This is a genomic window from Paenibacillus fonticola DSM 21315, from assembly GCF_000381905.1.
In the GTDB taxonomy this organism is placed as follows: domain Bacteria; phylum Bacillota; class Bacilli; order Paenibacillales; family Paenibacillaceae; genus Fontibacillus; species Fontibacillus fonticola.
The window spans coordinates 80,632-100,232 of the sequence record NZ_KB907251.1 but is presented as its reverse complement, the minus strand read 5'-3'; the positions used below and the strand labels follow the sequence as shown (position 1 = coordinate 100,232).

Here is a 19,601-nt window from a genome sequence, read left to right as displayed (position 1 = left end):
AAGCTTTAAGTTGTTAGGGCCCTTGTATCTATAATGTTAAAATTGAAACCGTTCTCATTCAATATTCATCTCTTGACATTTGAATCAGCTGTTTACCTGTTGAATATGGTGGCTCGATATTCCTGGGGCGTCATATGCGTCGCCTTGCGGAAAGAACGTGTAAAATTAGTAGCCGTCCCGTATCCGACAAGCTCAGCCACGTCCTGGATCTTTACGTCGGGGTTTTCCAGCAGCCGCTTAGCCCTCGTCATTCGGCAGGCCGAGATGTATTCCGATAAATTCGTGCCGGTCACCTGCTTGAACAGCCGGGAAAGATAGGACGGGTTAAAGTAGACCAGCTCCGCCAATCTGATCAGCGAAATCTCGTCCGGATCGTGCAAATGATCCTGAACATGCTTCTGAATGACGGTAATGACATTCCTTGCCCTTCTCTCCTCCTCCTGGCTCTGAAGGTTAAACAGCATATCCCCGACATGGAGAAAATAATCAAAAGCGATCTGCCAGGATTCATGCTCTCCCGGCTGCATTAGTTTGTGGAGGCCAATCTGAGTCGCTACCGTCTCTACCAAGTGCCAGCGGTTCATATAGGACAGAAATACAAGCCCGATGGAATAGTACAGCTCCTGAGCAGGAACATGGTGCATACTATCGACATCAGCAAGCGTCGCCGCGCAATCGAGTAGTGTTGTTCGGAATTCCGTCCGCTGCCCGTGTTCCAATTGATCAGCAAGCAGGCCCAGCTTGGCATGGCGAACGAGCGACTTCTCGCGGTGTCCCTCGCCTGACGCCTGGAGCTCCTGCTCGATCATGTGCTTATCGAGAAGCAGCATGCCGCAGCCTTGGCCGATCCGGTAATTCATCAGCATATTCAGTGTGGAGAAGCGCTCCGCCGCAGCCGCCCACATTACCGGGCTATCATCGAGCACAAACGACAGCACTTCGCCGAGAGATTCGCGGCAGGCCGACTGGATCAGCTCCAGATTGCCCTTCATGAACGTCAATGTTCTCCCCCAGGCATCCTCTTCAGAGCTATTTTGGAAAGGCTGAATCAGCCAGACCGGGTCCTTGCTCTCATTGACGACGTCAACGAAGGCGACGCGGGCGGACAAATATTGATTGGCAATGAGCCTGATTCTATAGAGCTGCCTGGACTTCGTTGCATAGGTGAGCCCGCTGGCGAAGCTGTTGACTCTGCCCAGCATAATGAGAACCGGGCTATCCGCGCGCAGCGGAATCGCGAGTTCATCGAATTGCTTCTGATGAATCTCCTCCACACCGAGCTGCTCGTTCAAAATGCCTTTAATATAATCTTTTTGCAGCAATTCCCTAGTCGTGTGCAGCTGCTCCTTCGCCTTTTGGAGCAACGCCTCCGCCCTCAGCTCCGTTTCGATATCCATGACCGCCTGCTCGACCATCTGGATCACTTTTTCGTAGCCTTCGGTTTTCAATAAATAGCTGACACTCTCGTACTGAAATGCCGAGTAAATATAAGAGAATTCATTATGTCCTGTCAGGAAAATCACTCTGCAGCTCGGCCATCTCTCCCTGATTTTATCGAGCAGCTGCAGGCCGTCCAGGCCGGGCATCCGGATATCCGTCAACACGATATCGAAGCGTGTCCGATCGAACAGCCGCACCGCCTCGTCTCCGGAATAAGCTTTGTATACATCCAGCTCCAGCTGAGGCAGATTCGACAGCACCTCATATAATCCATCCGCGATAATCATTTCGTCATCGACGACTAAAAGTCTGTACATACTACATGCCTCCATCCGTAATCATGATGCGAATCGTCGCCTTCAAGCCGCCCAATTCACTTCGCTCCAAATATAATCCGCTGTCCTGCCCGAATTTCAAACGGATTCTCTGGTGTATATTCAATAGGCCCGTCGTCTCCGCCTCATCCGGACAGGACAAGCACTCGTTCAGGGAGCGGATCCGCCTATCATCCAGTTCCTCGCCGTTATCCTCTACGATCAAATGCAAATAGTTATGAACACGGACAATTTGTACTCTTAAAATGCCGTTCGCACTTCTATTCTCCAGCGCATATTTAAATGCGTTCTCTATGATCGGCTGTACAATAAGCCTTGGCACCATAATATGTCCGACCTGATCCGGCAAATCGCCGAACTCGACCCTGTTGCGATTGGCAAAGCGCATCGCCTGGATTTCGGAGTACACCTTCGCATGATTGACTTCTTTCCCCAGCAGCACCTCATCGGAATCGCCCCGCGTAATAAATTGGAAATATTCCCCGAGCTGATTCGTGAATCGCTCCAAATTATCGTAATCGCCCAAGCGCGTCATCGTGTTGAGAATGAATAAGCTGTTGTACAGGAAATGCGGATTAATCTGGGATTGAAGCTGCTTCAGCTCGGCCTTATGCGTTAATAACTGCTGCTTGTACACCTGATCAATCAAGGATTTCAAATTATCCAGCATCGCGTTAAATCGGGTATAAATATACTGAAACTCATCGTTAAAATCATGCTCGATCTGTTCGTTGAAATCGCCATGTTCCACTTTGCGGAATGCCTTGACCAGCTTGTACAGCGGCTTGTGGATGTACTTATAGACATAAAGGGAATATACGACGATAATGGCAAAGGACACGAGCAGCAGCAGAACAAACCAGCTGCGGTACTTTTCGAGCGGCTGGAACACCGCTTTAACTGGAACATATTTGCTGAGCACCGCCCCGAAAAAATGCGAATAGCTGTAGACGGCCAAGTATTGCTTATCCTTTATAGCGACGGTCTGTGCCGTATTGGTGTCGATGCCGCTTAACATTTGCGAAGCGGTCCCCAAATCGAAGTAAGCGTCATGACTCGTCGTGATTTCAAACTGCGAGCTTTTAAATATCAATCCCTCATCCGGAGAATTGACCATCATTTTCAAATTTTCCTTCAGCTTTTCTTGGGAAATTTCGATAACGACGATAAAAAGCGGCCATTTCTTACTCTCCGGCGTAACGAAAGGATACGAGGCGGTCAAGTAGGTTTTGCCGTTGATATTAATGAGCTTCGCATCCAGGGACAATGGTATGTTCTTGAGTTCACTGAACTCCTCCTGATCGAATGTAGATATCGTTAATGCCGATACGTTTTTTTGGATCGCCGGAATATGGGCATACACATCGACGATATAGGCGCTGCTGTTCCGTATAGCGTTAAGCCGCTGCTGCAAGCGCAGAATGCTCTGCATTTTCTCGATATCATTCAACGATTCCGGAATGGCGCCAAGCGCGTTCAGATTATCATCGCTCAAGACATCATACTGCAGCGTTTGAATTCTTTTGAACTCCTCCTCCAGGCCGCTGTAATACTGCGATACTTGTGAAATCATCGACTTGGAGATTTCGTCCTTCAAGGTGCGGACTCCCCAGTTGTAAATGATCATGCTAAGAATATAAAGCGGGAGCAAAATGCATATAAACGAGAGGATCAATCTTTTGAGCACATTTTTTTTCCATGGATGATTCAGGTTCACCACTCCCTCCCCCAAATATAGAAAAGAGCCTTCTCTAAAGGCTTAAAGCTTGTCCTCTATCGAAGGCCGATTACTTTTGCCGCCGCTGCAGACGCTCGCACTCGTAGTTGCTCTTGCATACACTAGCTCATTTGTAATTGCTTTTGTATCTGCAGTACAGAGCACTTGTACATCTTTGCATTTGTACTTTCACTGTACTTACACATGCATTTGCACGTATGCATTTGTACTTTCACTGTACTTGTACTTGCATTTGCACGTATGCATTTGTACTTTCACTGTACTTGTACTTGTCCGTCTGCGGCTTAATGTTCGCCCTATTTCTCTGCTGCGTTCTCCTCCAGCCACAATATAGCCGTTACGCCCCGCGGATAATATTTACTGCCGATAATTTGCCCCGAGAGAATTTGATCGCTCCAGCTCCAGATAGAGAGTTCTGGATGCGTCAGCCACTCCACATGGGCTCTGTCGGCTTTGCGGCCCTGCTCATCCCAACTGAGGCCTAATATTTGCCGGGCGATGAATTGACAGAGATAAATTTTGCTCAGCCAGCTGTTGTTGCTCGTCGAGGACAGCTTCCAGCCTCCGTCTTCAAACAGGCAGATGCCGACCTGCAGCACGCTGCGCAGATGTTGATCCAGGACCTTAATATATTTTTCAAAACGTCCGCTGCGTTCCAGTGCATCCCGGCAGCCCGTCACGTAAGGAAAGATGAGGCCTTCAATGGCCGGAATAATTTTGGAATCATTGCCTTCCCCGATGACGGCCGGAATATATCCTTGATCGGTGACGCTGGCCACGAGCGTTGCTGCGCATTTTTCAGCCTGCTCCCCTGCGGTCTGAGCTCTTTCTGCCTTCCCAAACTCGGCAAACAGCTTCTCCATCGCCACATAAGCCGCCCAGCATTTGCCCGCCAAATAAATATTGCTGCGCGCTTGGCCCAAGGAGACATCCAGACTATCATACGTGGTAATCTCCGCGCCGCCTTTCGTGCGGGTGCTGTCGAGACCCATAATGCCGTTTCGCTGCGCCGGATCGGGATGATCCCGGTTCAACATGCTGTCCAAACAGCGCTCCATTATGCCGATATTTTTCGTTATCCACGCGGAGTCCTTCGTCTTGTCGTAATACGCCGCCGCGCAAAGTATCCAGTTTACCAGTTGCTCATGGGTCATATGCGAAAAGCAGCCGTCCAGTCCGTAGATCTCATAAGAGGAATGACCTGGGCGGGATATGGAGTTGTTGACGCCCATGTCATGCGTAAAGCTGATTCCCCCAGGATACTCGGTACGATCGCCCGGGAAGGTTACGGTATCCTCATAGCTGTAGCGCTCCACGAACATGTCCAGCTCATTGCGCACTGTCCACGGGTTCATCCGCAGCTCATAGTACAGCTGATCCACCGTCAAATCGAAGGTGTTCATCATCCGGTATTCGCCCTCATTGACAATCCAGAAGGGATCGCCGTTATAGTCCAGCAGCTGCGTAGAGCCGTAATAGCTGCGAATAGCATGGGCCAGCATGAAGGCCTGATTCTCGTTAAGAGAAGCTTTGTCAAGCCAAGCGTTCGCCCGCTCCGCCTCCGCCTTAATGGCATCAAACCTGGACAAGGCATATTCAGCGACCGACTCGATATTCGGGAAAAAGCGGTTATAGTAATAGCCCGCATCTATACCAGTCGTTACATATCCGGCCCTGTGGAAGCATACGGCAAAACGATAGGTTTGCTTCGTTCCCGCCGGAACGTCCATTAGCATGGCCCCGGACGAGCCAAGCCCGAAACCCCAGTTCTCTTCGTGCACCGGTCTAACTATCTCTTCTATATTGAAAAAAAGGCCGGATTGCGCCGTGCCCCGCTCGGCCGCGATCGCGATAAATCGCCCCTGTCCGATTCCAGCCAGCCGATCCGACACATCGTCCAGTCTGCGCATAGAGCCGGCCGGATCGACTTTTCGAAAGCCAAAGAAGGCTCGTCTTGACCGGTGACATGCCGTATTATCCACTTCAATTTCTACCAGAACAGCCGGAACGAGCACATCCTTCAATTCCTCTTCCGCTGCGATCTTTGGATCGGGAACAGGCCGCACCTGCGAGATAATGCGGAAAGTCAGGTCACCTGCACTCCAGCTGTCGGTCGTCAGCCGGAAATCCCGCTTGATCACTTCCCGGGGGAAATGATGGATGATTCTCCGCTTCTTTTTTACGGCTGGGTCGTCTTCCTTCTCCACGTCATAACGCTTGCGGTCATCTTCCCCTGTCATTTCATGAAATGGAAAGGAATCATAACCGCTGCCATCCTCTCGTTCGAGCCCGATATAAACGTTCTGCTTAGGTGATTGGCCAAGCTCTAAATCAAATCCGCCTCCCGCCTCGGGAAAACCTAAAGTAAAGCTGGAAAAAGCCCCAATCGGCGAGTGATGGGCATTAAAAAACTGATTGTCCGGCGTCATGCTTCGACACTCCTTTTATCATAATATCTCCTTAAAGCATTCGTTCAAAATCTATGTTAAGGCTTTCATTCCGGGAGGAACAGGGTCAAATCATACGACAAAATGGGCAAAACGGACGTCCGCCGCCCGGATTGCCCTATGATATAATATGGCTATTACTTTCATGCAGAAGAGGTTCCGATCGTGATGGATTATACAGGTTTATCTAACACCATGGACAGTATTATGTCACCGGATATTCAAGCAGCATTCCAAATTTATGCCACCCATTGGCGTAAAGTAAACGCGGAATGGCGCTATCCCGCACATCAGCATCGAGCGTTTGAAATCAACATCGTGCTGGAGGGTGAGCAGCATATGACCGTCGCCGGCCATCCCTTCCTTCAGCTAGCCGGAGACATCCTGTTCATCCGCCCTGGCGTAGAGCATTCCAGCCAAGGTTCAGGGGGACCGGAAGGGATGACGTATTACGCCCTTAATTTCGATATCGATGATTCTTCCCTTCGCCGCTCCCTGATGATGGTGGATTCAGTCATTATTACCGGAGAGACAACGGAAGTATTAGCAATTCGGGAGGCGCTGGACGATTTCATCCGCTCCACGATTTCCGGTGAACCGGACACGCATCGCCAGCGCTTAAATGCGCTTCGTGCTTCGCTCCGGCTGCTCACCGCTCTCAGCGGCTGGGTCTTATCGGAAATGAACGTTGCCCCGTCTTCGTATGAGCCAAGCCCACCCGAGAACGCGGTTCTACTCGCTAATGTCATTGAGGGGCACCTCGCCCGGTTAGTATCAGCGTCGACAGCTGCCAGTGAACGGAGACCCGGCATCGAGGACATAGCTGCCGAATTAGGATATAGTCCCGCTCACTGCAACCGCGTATTTCGGCAGGTGTACGGCAAATCTCCGCGGCAGTATCTGTCGGGGCTGATTATCCGCCAGGCCAAGCTGCTGCTGCTAAATTATAGCCTGTCCGTAGAGAAAATCGCCCTACGGCTCGGCTACCGGGACGCCTCCCATTTCAGTAAGCAGTTTAAACGCTGGACAGGCCTTTCCCCACAGGGCTATCGCAAGCTCAATCACCCCGACCGCCGGGTGGTCGATGCCGAGCGGCATTATCGCGACAATCCGTTTATATAGAATAAGTGTTCAAAAAGTAAGTCTTTCAGCACCGAGAAGGTTGGATGAAGCTAGAGGCTGAGGAGCGGAGCGTAGGAGAAACCTACGTGAGCACTGGAAGTCTCAGCTGAATTCAAGATTCGATGTCGAGTACACTCCCTGTTTTACTTCGTGATCAAAAATTGACTTTTTGACAACCTCTTAATGAGGGGAAAATAATAACGATCTACGGGCCGCTGTTATCCGCCATTTGTTATGGATTAGACTTTGATGTGATAAATGGCTCCCAAAGGCGGACGTTAACTCCTGCGATTCGTTATTCTTTTCCTGGGCAGGAAGAAATAAATCCTTCAGCACCAAGGATGCTTCCGATATCGTTTTTTCAAAATGAGTGGAAAAGAATTACGATCTGCGGGCCGCTGTTGTCCGCCATTTGTTATGGATTAGACTTTGATGTGACAAATGGCTTCCAAAGGCGGACGTGAACTCCTGCGATTCGTTATTCTTTTCCAGGGAGGCAGGAAGGAAGTAAGGGGCTGTCCCGAAAGTGATCATAGATGGCTGAGGCCCCCTTCTTTCAAAAAGCTTTCTGTTTCTTCGGAATCCATTTTCCCCTTTACCTGCATCCTATTCTTTAAATCCCCTTATATAAACTGTTGGATATACTAACCTGTCGTACAGGTCATACAATAAACATTCCTGTAGATGCTAAGAATTAGCGTTCGACAAAAAAAGGGACGCCTCGTATGATGGGGGTGTCACGGGTCAATGCCCTAAAAACCCATCAAGGAGGCGCTTACCATGAAGTTTACTAGAAATCACGTAACGAATCAACGTATTGAACGAATTACTAATCACCATGCGGTGGTGGGGATCGACATTGCAAAAGATACCCACGCTGCACAAATGACCGATTTCCGTGGACGCGTACTCACTTATCGCCATCTTTCCTTTCCGAATATCGTCGAAGGTTTCGAACGTCTTTTGCGCTGGATTCAAGACGCTCAGGTAAACACCAATTACCGTCTCTCATCATTGGTCTGGAACCGACCGGGCACTACTGGTTTAACTTGGCGAATTGGCTACTTCATCAGGGGATCGAGGTCGTACTTGTGAATCCGGTCACCACGCATCGCAACAAGGAAAATCGCGACAATAGTCCGTCCAAGAACGATCCGAAAGCCGCGCTGACGATTGCTGATGTCGTCAGCCGTGGCTTCTACACCGATTACGCGCCGCAAGAGGCTATCTTCGAACGAATTAAGACAACGATGAGCGATCGAGAATACTGGGTCAAATTATCCACCAGCCTAGGAAATCGCATTATCCGCTGGGTTGATCTGTACTTCCCCGAATTCAGACAGGTATTCCCGAATTGGACGGTTTTACGCTCACTGGCGTCACTTCGCGCGTTCCCTCTGCCATCCGACCTGTGGAATTTGAGTGCCGATGACGTCATTGAGTGTTGGCGCAAGCAAGGCATGAAGCGTCCAGGCGGAGTCAGCGGAAAAGCGACAGCCGTTCAACTACTTCAGGCAGCCACGCGCAGTATCGGCGAAACGCGAGTGCTAGAAGAAGCCCGCCGTGACTTACAACGGTTGCTGGATGCCTACGAACAGACGATACGTCTGCTGGGTGAGATACAGCAGGAAGTGGAGGCTCTGCTTAACAGTATCCCATTGGCAAAGCAACTACGGAGTATGGAAGGGCTCGGAACTATCACCATTGCGGCTTTACTGGGCTGCGCCGGGGATCTTCGATATTATGACCATGGACGCCAGCTCCTGCTGGACGCCAGCTCCTGCGACGTGCTGGCCTCAACCTGGCTGAGTGTACCTCCGGCAAGTTTAAGGGACAGATCAAGCTCTCCAAACGCAGAGACGGCATGTTGCGAAAATACTTTTTCTTAGGCGTACTTACTCTTGTACGGCAAAATCCAGACTTCAAGCGATGGCATGAGGATAACCAGAAAAAGGGGATGAAGAAGTATGCATCCATCTTCAAGCTGATCGGTAAGCTGTCCCGTATATTGATCGGTATGGCTCAACGCGGAGAAACGTACCGATCCGAAGCCCATAGTCTCATGGCCGCATAGGGTTTGCCGAGTATTACAGTCATGAACCGAACACTACCCGATTTTACGAGGGTTGATTCATTTGCAGGATTTTCAAAGCAAAGAACGTACAGAGAACCGAGTGTGAAATCCAAAAGGGCCTAGACCCGTCACCTAAACGCAATCGGTCTCCACACCTTGGTCAGGTAAAACGAAGGAATGTAAGGGCGCAGACCCGTTGAGACATGGGAGGGTGAACCTCCAAGGTTAATGTGGAGCGTGCAGTAGAGCACTCATACGAAGGTCGTTTGGTGCGACTTCTGTTCCCGCATGCCCGAAAATGTCGCTGACGGACGTCTGTCCCAACCTAACTCGCTTTGCCTGACTTTTGAAAGTTAAAATCCTGCGAATGATTGAGCATTCGTGAGATAATCCCTAAAATACGAGGGAATGGATTTCATGTATCTAATTATGCTCAAAACGAATACTTAAGGGGATTAGATGGATTTAATGTAGCTATATTAAGAATCCATTCCATGATTGGCAATTTTCCTTATTTTAACGACATGAAATCCATTTAAACTTACATTTCCTTCTTGACCGCAGAAACTAACTACTATAAATCCATTTAGACAAGGGTTGAACTATTAAAAGCGTTAAAAGGCAGTAAGTAGTAAGTAGTAAGCAGTAAGAAGTAAGCATAAGCGAATACGATGTAAAGAGCTTCGCCATTATAAAGTTATAAATCGAGGATTTCGGCGCTTCCTGCTATGCGGCCTGCCCAAAGTAAACCTAGAGGTCGGGAGGCTTTCACTTGCAAATCGATAATATGCTCAAATGGGCCACCATGAAGCAAAAAGCGCAAATTCCGGGCCTGATATAGCCCGAGAACTTGCGCTTTTATCGTAATAGTGAAATCGTGTTGCCCGTTTCATCTGTTCCTGCTTTGGTCGACCGACCGCCGTCATGCAGCGAAGCACCGCCTGGTGGAAAAAACTACCTTCGGGACAACCCCTTACATCTACCTTACTAAATTAATCGATTTTGATAACGATTTTTACGACGTCGTTTTTCCGGTTGATATTGACGTCAAACGCCTCGGCAATTTCATCGAAGCTGTACTCGTGGGTCACAATGCCGGACACGTCGATAATCCCTTCGGCCATGGCCTTGATCGCCTGCGGATAGATGTTCCGGTAGCGGAACACGGTTTTGATCTCAGCCTCTTTACCCAGCAGCTTGGCGAAGTTGTATTCAATAATATCCTGCGGCGCCATGCCGACCAGGACGACTGTCCCGCCCCGCTTGACCATGTATGCCGTCTGCTGTACTGTTTTTACCGCTCCTGCAGTCTCCATCACAATATCCACGCCGACGCCGTCCGTCAACTCGTAAATCAGCTTGACCGCATCTATCTCGGCCGCATTGATGACTCGCGTTGCTCCAAGCTCCATCGCTTTATCCAGCCGCTTCTGAATGACGTCCACAACAGTAATGTCGATAGCGCCAAAAGCTTTGGAAGCCAGCAATGTCGTCAGGCCGATGCAGCCTGCGCCAAGAATGACCACGGAGCTGCCGAGCGTGACGCCGCCCTGCTTGGCAGCGTGCATGCCAACTGAAAGGGGCTCGACGAGCGCACCCTCTCTAGTCGTAATAGGACTAGGAAGCTTAAACGCCATGTTCTCCGGAAATGCAATGTAGTTTTCAAAGCAGCCATGAAAGGGCGGCGTAGCGAGAAATTCAACGTCGGGGCAAAGATTGTAGCGCCCGCTTTTGCAAAATTCGCATTGCCCGCAGGTCACGCCCGGCTCCAGAGCTACGCGGTCTCCTACCTGCAGCTGCTTGACGCCCTTACCGATAGCGACGACCGTGCCCGCGCACTCGTGCCCGAGGATAAAATCGCCGTTAACAATGAAGTCGCCGATTTTGCCATGTTCGTAATAATGCACGTCCGATCCGCAAATGCCGACGTATTCAAGCTTGACGAGCACCTCCTTCTCTTTCGGCTCGGGCACCGGAATTTCACGGATTTCCATTTGCTTCAGGCCGGTCATAAATGCTGCACGATTATTCAACAGAAACGCCTCCATCTTGCGTTATTATTACAATTCATCAGTCCTCAATGTGAGGAATCCGGTCAATACGGGGATCGGCAAAAATGTCATATTCGTCAAGGCTCCTGGTGCTGAATTCAGATACGACCGCACCTGCCGGGCCTGCCTGGAACCAGTGCTTCGTATTCGGATAAATCGTATATTGCTCGCCCTCTTTCAGCACGATTTCATGGAATACGGAGTAATGCTCTTTGCCGCTCTCCGGCAGAACACCGCGAATATGCGAGCTGGGCTCTCCCTCCACATACAGGTACACCGTGCCGTAGCGGCAGCGGAAGGTCTCTTCTTTGCCCGGATAATTCAGCTCGGGAATCGCCGGGTGTCTATGCTCGGGACAGGTCTGTCTAGGCAAAAGCACCATCTCCTTCGCACAGCAGCGGTCGGTATTGATCAAGGTGACGATGGAAAGCCCCACCTGCGCGAATTGATCCAGCCCGAAGTCGGCGATCTCCAAATTGTCCTTTTCCTGTTCGGTCAGCACGATATGGGCCTTGTCGTAATAATCCAGAATCATGGGCTTAAAATGCTGATAGACTGATTTTTTCATAGCGGCCGCACCCTCCTCGTTTCCTATTTATCTGACCGAAGCAAATTTAAGTGATTCGCTGCCCGCAGAATAGACAGTAATCGTCTTGACCTCACCCGGCAGCAGATCGAAGTAGAGGTCGGAGCAGTCATAACCGCCCGCAACGTATACGCCGTGTGCATAGCCCTTGCTGGTCAGCGTAATTTTGCGATCCGTTCCGACTTGCTCATCGCTGACGATTTCAAGCGGAGACGAGTCGAATACCATCGTTTTCATATCGCCTGTCCGCAGGGATATCGAGCTCACCGTATCGGAATCAGGAATCAGCATCATGCTGCCTTTGGTGTAGTCCTGATCCGGCAGCTTCTCCGTAAGCAGGTAAACCCTGCTGTGCGGCTCAAGAGAAATCTCCAGCGTTCTCGTCTGCCGAACCGTTCCGTCGAACGAAATATAACCGTATTCCGCCTGGAAACTCACCTTTTCTGCCGTATCGTTCATCCCCTGAACAACGACGTTTCCGTCCACCACGCGCATCGACAGCTTCGTATGGGCCAAAGCGCGTTTTACGCCATAATACGGGATTTTGCGGCTCAGATAATAATCAATGATCGTCCAACCGACCTCGCCCCAGGCATCATTGTACATCCAGAACAACGCGCCGCCGCAATCCTCCTTGAATCGGATCGCTTCCAGCGAATACTCAAGCATGAGCGAGTGCACCATACCGCCGTATAATAGATAGTCCTCGATGGACAAATTGTCGGTGCGGTCAAGGTAGTTTTTAGCGATGCCCGTGACGACTGTGCCTTTTTCAAACACATTGCAGTGCATTTGCCATACTTCGCTGTCGAAATCGATCTCTTCCCCGCCCAAATATTTCTTCGTGCTCTCCAGAGAACAAGGGCCGACGAAGCCGTACTCACTCACGAATTTGGAGTTCACCGTATCGAAGTCCATCGGCTCGATCCGCTCGTCCATATTGAGGCTCATGAAGGCGTTATGCCAGCGATGGACATCGCCGACCGAATCGTCGTTCGGAAGCGCCCCGCCGTATGGCGAGCTGTTCCAGTAAGGAATATGAGAGCAATTGTTGTACATGATCTCTTTGGCGAGAATGTTCGCGATATACATGCCATACTGCTTCTCATGCTTGAACTCAATCTGCCATCTCGGGTTGTCAAATTTGTTAAAGATCCAGTGCACCTCGTTGGTTCCGCAGAACAAGGCAATGGACGCCCGGTTGCGCAAGCGCTTGGTCTGATAATCCATCTCGGCTCGCATCTCGTCGCGGAACTCCCGTTTGTGATCAGGATATGTGGAGCATGCCATCATGAAATCCTGCCAGACCAACAGGCCGTTCCGGTCGCAAAGATCGTAGAATATATCCCGCTCAAACAGTCCGCCGCCCCAAACGCGCAGCATGTTGAAATTCGCTTCCACCGCCTCGCGGATCAAGGTCTCGTACTTCTCATCGGTAACACGCGCGTGGATGAAGTCGGCTGGAACCCAGTTGCCCCCCTTGCTGAAAATAGGAACGCCATTGACGATCAGCCGGAAATTGCGCTCTTCGCCGCGCAGGATTGACGTATCCAGCTCAACCGTCCGGATGCCGAATTGGAATGCCGGATATTCAGTTTTTGCGTTCGCGCTCACCGCAGATACCTTCACATCGTACAGTGGGTGATCGCCATGCCCCGCAGGCCACCACAGCCGGGCATTCTCCACCTCGAGATCCACGTCAAAATAGTTCGTGCCAGAGGTCAGAAGCACATTCTCTAGCTTTTTCGTCACACAGGATTGCCCGTCATAAGAAATGTCGATCTGCAGATCGCAGTTAATCGTCCCGATGATGTCCAGGTTTTCGATGTTAACGGTCGCTTTAAGCTTGGCTGTCTGGGCAGCGCTAACGGTAACAAGCTTCACCTCACGAACCGCGATCTCTTTCTCGCAGCGCAGGTATGCATTTCCGCCAAGTCCGCAGGTAACGACGCGCGGTCCCCAGTCCCAGCCCACTGTATATTGCGGACGTCTTACGTAGGAACGGCGATAGTCGCCGCGGTCTTTGCCGCCGTTATCGTATTCCCGGCAGGTCGCCCAGTTGAGCTCCGACAGATCATTGTCAGTAACGTCCTCCAGCCCGGTAGTGACGCGCACCGTAAGCGTGTTTTTCCCGGTGGTCAGAATGTCCTTTATATTGCGAACGAAAGGATAATGCACGTTGCGATGGCTTCCGACATATTGATCGTTTACGAAAATATCGCTGTTCGTGTCAATCGTTTCGATGACGAGCTCGATAATGTCACTGTCAAAGTCAATACCCGCCCCGTCGAATTCCTTGGTGTACCACCAGGAACGCTGTTCGATCCATTCGCTGGCGAGCGCATGATCGGACTCAAGCGGCTCCTGAATAATGCCATGCTCGATGAGAGGAATACGAACATCCGTCGGAAGCGAGCAGGAATACCAGCCTTCCTTGAAAGCCTTCACAGCCGCCAGGCTGTCTCTGCCCCAGTGTAGTGGTGCCTCATGAAGAAGCCATGCGTCGTTTAAGTCAAATCTTTTCATAAGTCTCCCCATCCTTGATGTGTAATTGTTGTATTTCCTATTTCATTGATGTGAATCAACCCTTGACCGAACCGGCGACCATGCCCTTGATGATCTGCTTGGAAAACGCGAAATATAAAGCCATAGCGGGAAAAATAGCGATCAGCATCGAGGCCATCATTTTCGGATAATCGGTAACGAACTGTCCTTTAAACAGCGTAATGCCGACAGGCACGGTCATCAGGGTCTCCTTGCTGATCAAGATCAGCGCAAACGTAAATTCATTCCATACGATAAAAAATTGAATGATGCCGACGGTAACGAGAATCGGCTGGCACATCGGAAGCACGATGCTGAACAGAGTGCGATGGAAGCTGCAGCCATCAATGTTGGCGGCTTCCTCCACTTCAATAGGAATGCTTCGCACATAGCTCTCTACCAGGAAAATCGCAATCGGCAAACCGAAGGCCGCATACGGCAAAATCAGCGTGTACCATTGATCGCCCATCCCGGTTTTCGTAAACAGCACGTACATCGGAACCATTAGAGCATGAATCGGAACAAGCATCCCGAGCAGGTAGTAATTGTAAAGCGCATTTTTCCCTTTAAACCGGAAGCGGGAAAGAAAGTATCCGATAATAAAGCCAAGAATCAGGATAATCGCCAGCGACAGCACACTATTCCGGATGGTGTTGCCCATCCACAGCAAAATTTTGCTTTTGGTTAGAATCGCAATGTACTGCTGAAAGTTCGGGCTGTGCGGCAAAGATATCGGGTTGGCGTAAAACTCGGCCTTCCCTTTAAGCGATGAATAGAATAGCCATATCGCTGGAAATATGCAGGTAATGGAGAAAACGGCCAAAACCAGATTTGAGACTAGCCCGGATAAAAAACGGCGTTTACTGCTCTCCCCCATCACTCACACCTCCTTGTCCTTCGTAAAGCTCAGCAGCAGCCATCTCGTTCCGGCGATAAATACCAGGCTCAGAATCAGAATGCCGATCGACATCGCGCTGCCGTAACCCATCTTATAGCTAAGGAAGGACGTCTTATAAGCGTTTAGCGCCATCACATTGCTTGAGGTTCCCGGCCCTCCGCCGGTCATCACATAGATGTGGTCAAAGACCTTCATCGTCCCCGCGATACAGAGCGTTACGCAGACGATCAGCGTGTTCTTTACGAGCGGTAGCGTGATATGGATCGCCTTCTTCCAGCCGTTCGCCCCGTCGATTTCCGCCATTTCAAGTACCTGCGGGTCAATGGAAGCTAGAGCGGAGAGGATGATGATCATGTAATAGCCGATATATTGCCAAATCAGGGGAATCGCAACCAGTGTCAACGCAAGGCTCTCGTTGTTCAACCAGGGCTGAATCCAGTCTGCCTTTCCGATTTGCTTGAGAAAAATATTGATCAGACCGTAGTTGTAGTCATAGAGCATCGTCCAAATAAAGCCGATCACGACCGCCGATAATACCGACGGAAAGTAAGACATCGTTCTGTGAAAGGCCTTGAATCTGACGCCTCTTGTATTCAGCAGTATAGCGAACAAGAAGGCGAAGCCGATCTGTCCGACAATGCACAGCACCGTAAGATAGATGTTGTTGACAAAAGATTGGATGAAAATGTCGTCCTTAGCCAGTGCTATAAAATTATCCAAACCGATGTAAGTCATCTTCGTCCCGCCCGACCAGTTAAAGAACCCGTAATAAAAGGCCAGAACGATCGGAACAAATACGATAAAGGTGTATAGGATAAAGCCCGGCAGCATGTACAATATGAAAGCCTTCCTTGAAGGACGAATTGCTTGGTTCATATAGCTGCTTCCTCCTTAATTAGCGCATGGATGCAAGCTGCCAGCACGCCAGTGATGCCAGCAGCTTGATCCATCGCTGCGGTTACAGGCTGTCCTGCCCGGACTGAAGCTGCGCGGCCAGCTCTTGGCCCTTTTTCGTACCGTTCAGCACTTCCTGCAGACCTGTATTCATGCTTTCGATAATTGCGCCTTCCATCAGCATGTCGTAGATCGGCGTAAACGTCAGGGAGCCGGTCAATGCGGCAAAATCCTGCGTCAACTGCGGGAACTCCGTCAAATCGGTGCCATCAATTAGGCTTGGACCGGTCATGCCGTATTTTTCGGCATAAACTCTGGAAAAGTCATAACCCGCCGTGCTGAACAAAAAGTCCATAGCTGCATCAAGCTTCGCGCCCTCCAGATTTTTGTTGAGGGCAACATACCAGCCCGCACCGCCGGAAATCGTATTATTATCGCCCTTTCCACCATCAACTGGCGGCAGGATCGCAACCTTGGTCTGGCTTAGCACTTCCTCCGAGGCATTGGACAGCAGGTAGCTAAGCGCCCAATGGCCGTCAATGGTAGCAGCCGCCTTGCCCTGTGCGTAATATTCCTCGGCTTGTGCATTGGAGATGATATTGAAGTCAGGGTTAAATACTTTGTTGGTGGCAATATTCTGCATCTGATCAAGTGCGCTTACAAACTCAGGGTCGGTAAACTTCGCGCTGCCGTCGCGTGCTATAATCGAATTCGTCCAATCGGTGCCTGTGAAACGGTCGCCCATAGTCGAAAGGATGCTGGATTCGGCCGGCCATTTGTCCTTGTTGCCAAGTGCGATAGCGGAGATTCCCTTTTCATTAAATTTCTCAGCGGCCTTATAAATGTCTTCCCAATTGTCTGGAAAACGGTCATAGCCGATTTCTTTCCACATTTGTTCGTTATAAAAAACAACCGAGGTGATCGATAGCTGATTCGGAATACCGTAAATCTTGCCATCCCGCGTAGCCGCATCAAACACGCCTTTGCGGAACTTGTCCTTGTGTTCATATTTGTCCAAGTAGTCGTTGATCGGCATCAGCATGTCGTTGTTTGCAAAGTTGCTTACCCAAGAACCTTTTAAGAAGAAGATGTCCGGGATTTCGTTAACGGCGGCCTGCGCCTGGATTTTTGTCGAATAATCCGCCTGCGACATCACCGACTGAACCAAATTGACATTCGGATTATTCGCTTCCCACTCTTCAACCAGTGTCATATAGCTGTCCATTTCTGCGCTTGTGGGACGTTCCTCCTCCAAATAATAGTGCGAGAAGGTCAATTGAATCTGTTCTCCCTTTGCCCCGCCTGCGCTAGAATTTCCGGGGGTCGAGCCATTGCCGCTTCCACCGCTGCCGCAGGCAGAAAGGATCAGCGAGAGAACTGCCAGAAATGAGATGATTTGAATGATCTTTTTCTTTTTCATATTGCCCCTCCAAATGTTATTTGATTTCATAACCTAACTATAGAAGACGTGAGATTCATTTTGTATCCGCTTTCTTGTCTTCATTATCCTCGTATTTTGTCTTCATCGAAAGAAAAATCGAATCAACCTTTCCCTTGTTGCGAACAATATCCTTAAAATTTGATATTTATCGTAAAAAATGACCATCTCATTAAATTAGCATAGGACAATTGACACCTGTCCATTGCAATGACAGAATAAATTCATAACATCAAGGGGGGAGTGTGCGCCCTGTGACCATGCGTAAAAAGCTTATGCTGTTCTTCATCTGCCTCGTGATGATCCCGATTCTTACGATTTATTCCGTAGCCATCAACATCTTTTATGAGAGCACAAAAAAAGATTTGCAAGCGCTTTTTTCGAACCATATCCATGGAATCGGGAAAAGCGCGGATCAATTTTTTACCGATGCGATGGATCTTACAACCTATCCATTAATGGAAACGAATCTGAAAGCCTTCTTAAGTAAGCCGAAGGATGATGAGAACTATTTCACGCTGACCAGCAATGCCAATAGCATTTTGCTCTCCATGCCCTACGGTTTTTCCAACGGCATTCGTGGCATTTCTCTCCTTTCGCGAGATCAAGCCTCCATTAATGTAGGCATTACTTTAAAAATATCGAAGGAAGAGCTGGAAGCTGCGCGTACTGGAGAATCAAGGCCTTATTGGGATTACCGCGACGTTTCCAGTCTGAAGGATTCACCGAAGGAATCTTACAGCCATATTACTTTAACACGTTTGCTGAGAAATCCGAGCAATTTATCTGAGGAGATTGGCTTTATCAAAATCGCTATGAGCCGGAAGCAGCTTATCGATACCCTGATGTCGGATCGGATCAACCACGATGTTTCCTATTTTATAATTGATGAAAATAACAAACTCCTTGTGGATACAAGTTCCGGTCAAAGCTACGCCAATCTGAAAGAGGTTATTTCCTACCAGCATCTTCTCAAGCTGGCCTCCAGCTCGGCTAATACGCAGATCAACGGGCAATACTTCATTTCCGCCCATAAAATAGAACGAACCCCATTCGTTTTATACAGCATTGTAAAACCGAATATTCTAACCATTATTAAGGAAACGCTTCTTAAGGGCTTGTCGCTTACGGTGGTGCTAGTGCTCCTGTTTACGCTGCTATTGTCCTTCACTTTTTCCCAGATTATTACGGCCCCGCTCGTCAAGCTAGGCAAGCGCATGAAGTCGATCTCCAATGAGGATTTCTCCGTGCGCATCGACGTGAAGAGAAATGATGAAATCGCGGTGCTAGCCAACAATTTCAACCGTATGGCACAGCGGCTGGACTTTCTGTATAAGGAAGTCTACATGGGGAATTTGAAATTACAGCAAGCGCAGCTAAGCGCCCTGCAAACGCAGATCAACCCCCATTTTTTATATAACACGCTCGACACGATCTACTGGATGTCTGAGATGGGCGACACCAAAAATGTCAGCTCCATGGTTTCGAATATGTCAAAAATGATGCGCATGACGCTCTCCCCCAACAACGGTGACATGGTGACACTGGCGGAAGAACTAGAGCATCTAAGCTGCTACATCCATATCCAACGGATTCGTTACGGCGACCAGTTCGTGTTCGAAATCGATTGTCCGGAGCACTTAAAGTCTTATTACGTCCTGCGCCTTTTACTGCAGCCGCTGGTCGAAAATGCACTGCTCCACGGTCTGAAGAACAGCACCCATGGCATCGTAAAGGTTCGAATTTACCAAAACGATAATACGCTCGTATACGAGGTCATGAATAATGGCACTCCAGTGGACGTCGCCGAAATTAACCGCCTGCTGGAGGAAGAGGGCAGCGGCATGCGAGGATTTGCTTTACGAAACATTAAGGAGCGAATCGCTCTGAAGAACGGAAGGGGCTTTCATCTTGATTGTTTTTTGCGTAACGGATTCAGCGTCTTCCAAATTACGCAAAAGCTGAGGGATGAAGATGCCGATGCCCATGAAATTACGCTTTCGGACTACAACAATGAAAAACAAAGGGGCTGAA

11 protein-coding genes and 2 pseudogenes are annotated in these 19,601 nt (G+C 49.5%); 4 read left to right on the top strand and 9 right to left on the bottom strand.

Translation table 11 applies throughout. The annotated features are described in order from the left end of the window. Positions 1–92: 92 nt before the first annotated feature. From G358_RS0108855 to G358_RS0108845, 3 genes are all read right to left on the bottom strand, one after another. Positions 93–1,757 (bottom strand): response regulator, encoded by a 1,665-nt coding sequence (locus G358_RS0108855; RefSeq protein WP_019636855.1) that lies wholly within the window; start codon positions 1,755–1,757, stop codon positions 93–95. Position 1,758: 1 nt separating this feature from the next. After that, positions 1,759–3,492 (bottom strand): sensor histidine kinase, encoded by a 1,734-nt coding sequence (locus G358_RS0108850; RefSeq protein WP_019636854.1) that lies wholly within the window; start codon positions 3,490–3,492, stop codon positions 1,759–1,761. Between the two features lie 317 nt (positions 3,493–3,809). Next, positions 3,810–5,942: a glycoside hydrolase family 52 protein gene (locus G358_RS0108845; protein ID WP_019636853.1), complete on the bottom strand. Its 2,133-nt coding sequence runs from the start codon at positions 5,940–5,942 to the stop codon at positions 3,810–3,812. Positions 5,943–6,128: 186 nt separating this feature from the next. Here G358_RS0108845 and G358_RS29720 point away from each other — a divergent pair, with 186 nt between their 5' ends. From G358_RS29720 to G358_RS34515, 3 genes and pseudogenes are all read left to right on the top strand, one after another. Further along, positions 6,129–7,082 (top strand): helix-turn-helix domain-containing protein, encoded by a 954-nt coding sequence (locus G358_RS29720; protein WP_019636852.1) that lies wholly within the window; start codon positions 6,129–6,131, stop codon positions 7,080–7,082. A 780-nt stretch (positions 7,083–7,862) separates the two neighbouring features. After that, positions 7,863–9,156: pseudogene (locus G358_RS34700) on the top strand (IS110 family RNA-guided transposase). Between the two features lie 702 nt (positions 9,157–9,858). Then, positions 9,859–9,942: pseudogene (locus G358_RS34515) on the top strand (transposase); the annotation flags it as partial. A gap of 206 nt (positions 9,943–10,148) precedes the next feature. Here G358_RS34515 and G358_RS0108825 read toward each other — a convergent pair. The 6 genes from G358_RS0108825 to G358_RS0108800 form a co-directional block, all read right to left on the bottom strand. Next, positions 10,149–11,189, bottom strand: a complete 1,041-nt coding sequence (locus tag G358_RS0108825) for an NAD(P)-dependent alcohol dehydrogenase (protein WP_019636850.1) — start codon at positions 11,187–11,189, stop codon at positions 10,149–10,151. Between the two features lie 37 nt (positions 11,190–11,226). Continuing rightward, a complete protein-coding gene (locus G358_RS0108820; RefSeq protein WP_019636849.1) occupies positions 11,227–11,775 on the bottom strand; it encodes a D-lyxose/D-mannose family sugar isomerase in 549 nt (182 codons plus the stop codon). A 27-nt stretch (positions 11,776–11,802) separates the two neighbouring features. Next, complete coding sequence (locus tag G358_RS0108815; RefSeq protein ID WP_019636848.1) at positions 11,803–14,319, bottom strand: glycoside hydrolase family 2 protein; 2,517 nt, start codon at positions 14,317–14,319, stop codon at positions 11,803–11,805. A 55-nt stretch (positions 14,320–14,374) separates the two neighbouring features. Continuing rightward, a complete protein-coding gene (locus tag G358_RS0108810; RefSeq protein WP_019636847.1) occupies positions 14,375–15,214 on the bottom strand; it encodes a carbohydrate ABC transporter permease in 840 nt (279 codons plus the stop codon). A 3-nt stretch (positions 15,215–15,217) separates the two neighbouring features. Then, on the bottom strand, positions 15,218–16,111 hold the full coding sequence (locus G358_RS0108805) for a carbohydrate ABC transporter permease (RefSeq protein ID WP_019636846.1): 894 nt from the start codon (positions 16,109–16,111) through the stop codon (positions 15,218–15,220). Positions 16,112–16,193: 82 nt separating this feature from the next. After that, positions 16,194–17,549, bottom strand: coding sequence for an ABC transporter substrate-binding protein (locus G358_RS0108800; RefSeq protein ID WP_019636845.1), 1,356 nt, complete (start codon positions 17,547–17,549; stop codon positions 16,194–16,196). Between the two features lie 278 nt (positions 17,550–17,827). Here G358_RS0108800 and G358_RS0108795 point away from each other — a divergent pair, with 278 nt between their 5' ends. Then, entirely contained in the window at positions 17,828–19,600 is a 1,773-nt protein-coding gene (locus G358_RS0108795) for a sensor histidine kinase (protein WP_240479993.1), read from the top strand. Position 19,601 lies beyond the last annotated feature (1 nt).

Coding starts and splice junctions, on each gene's coding strand:
- G358_RS0108855 (WP_019636855.1), bottom strand. CDS start 1,757: ATGTACAGACTTTTAGTCGTCGATGACGAAATGATTATCGCGGATGGA.
- G358_RS0108845 (WP_019636853.1), bottom strand. CDS start 5,942: ATGACGCCGGACAATCAGTTTTTTAATGCCCATCACTCGCCGATTGGG.
- G358_RS29720 (WP_019636852.1), top strand. CDS start 6,129: ATGGATTATACAGGTTTATCTAACACCATGGACAGTATTATGTCACCG.
- G358_RS0108820 (WP_019636849.1), bottom strand. CDS start 11,775: ATGAAAAAATCAGTCTATCAGCATTTTAAGCCCATGATTCTGGATTAT.
- G358_RS0108815 (WP_019636848.1), bottom strand. CDS start 14,319: ATGAAAAGATTTGACTTAAACGACGCATGGCTTCTTCATGAGGCACCA.
- G358_RS0108810 (WP_019636847.1), bottom strand. CDS start 15,214: ATGGGGGAGAGCAGTAAACGCCGTTTTTTATCCGGGCTAGTCTCAAAT.
- G358_RS0108805 (WP_019636846.1), bottom strand. CDS start 16,111: ATGAACCAAGCAATTCGTCCTTCAAGGAAGGCTTTCATATTGTACATG.
- G358_RS0108800 (WP_019636845.1), bottom strand. CDS start 17,549: ATGAAAAAGAAAAAGATCATTCAAATCATCTCATTTCTGGCAGTTCTC.
- G358_RS0108795 (WP_240479993.1), top strand. CDS start 17,828: ATGCGTAAAAAGCTTATGCTGTTCTTCATCTGCCTCGTGATGATCCCG.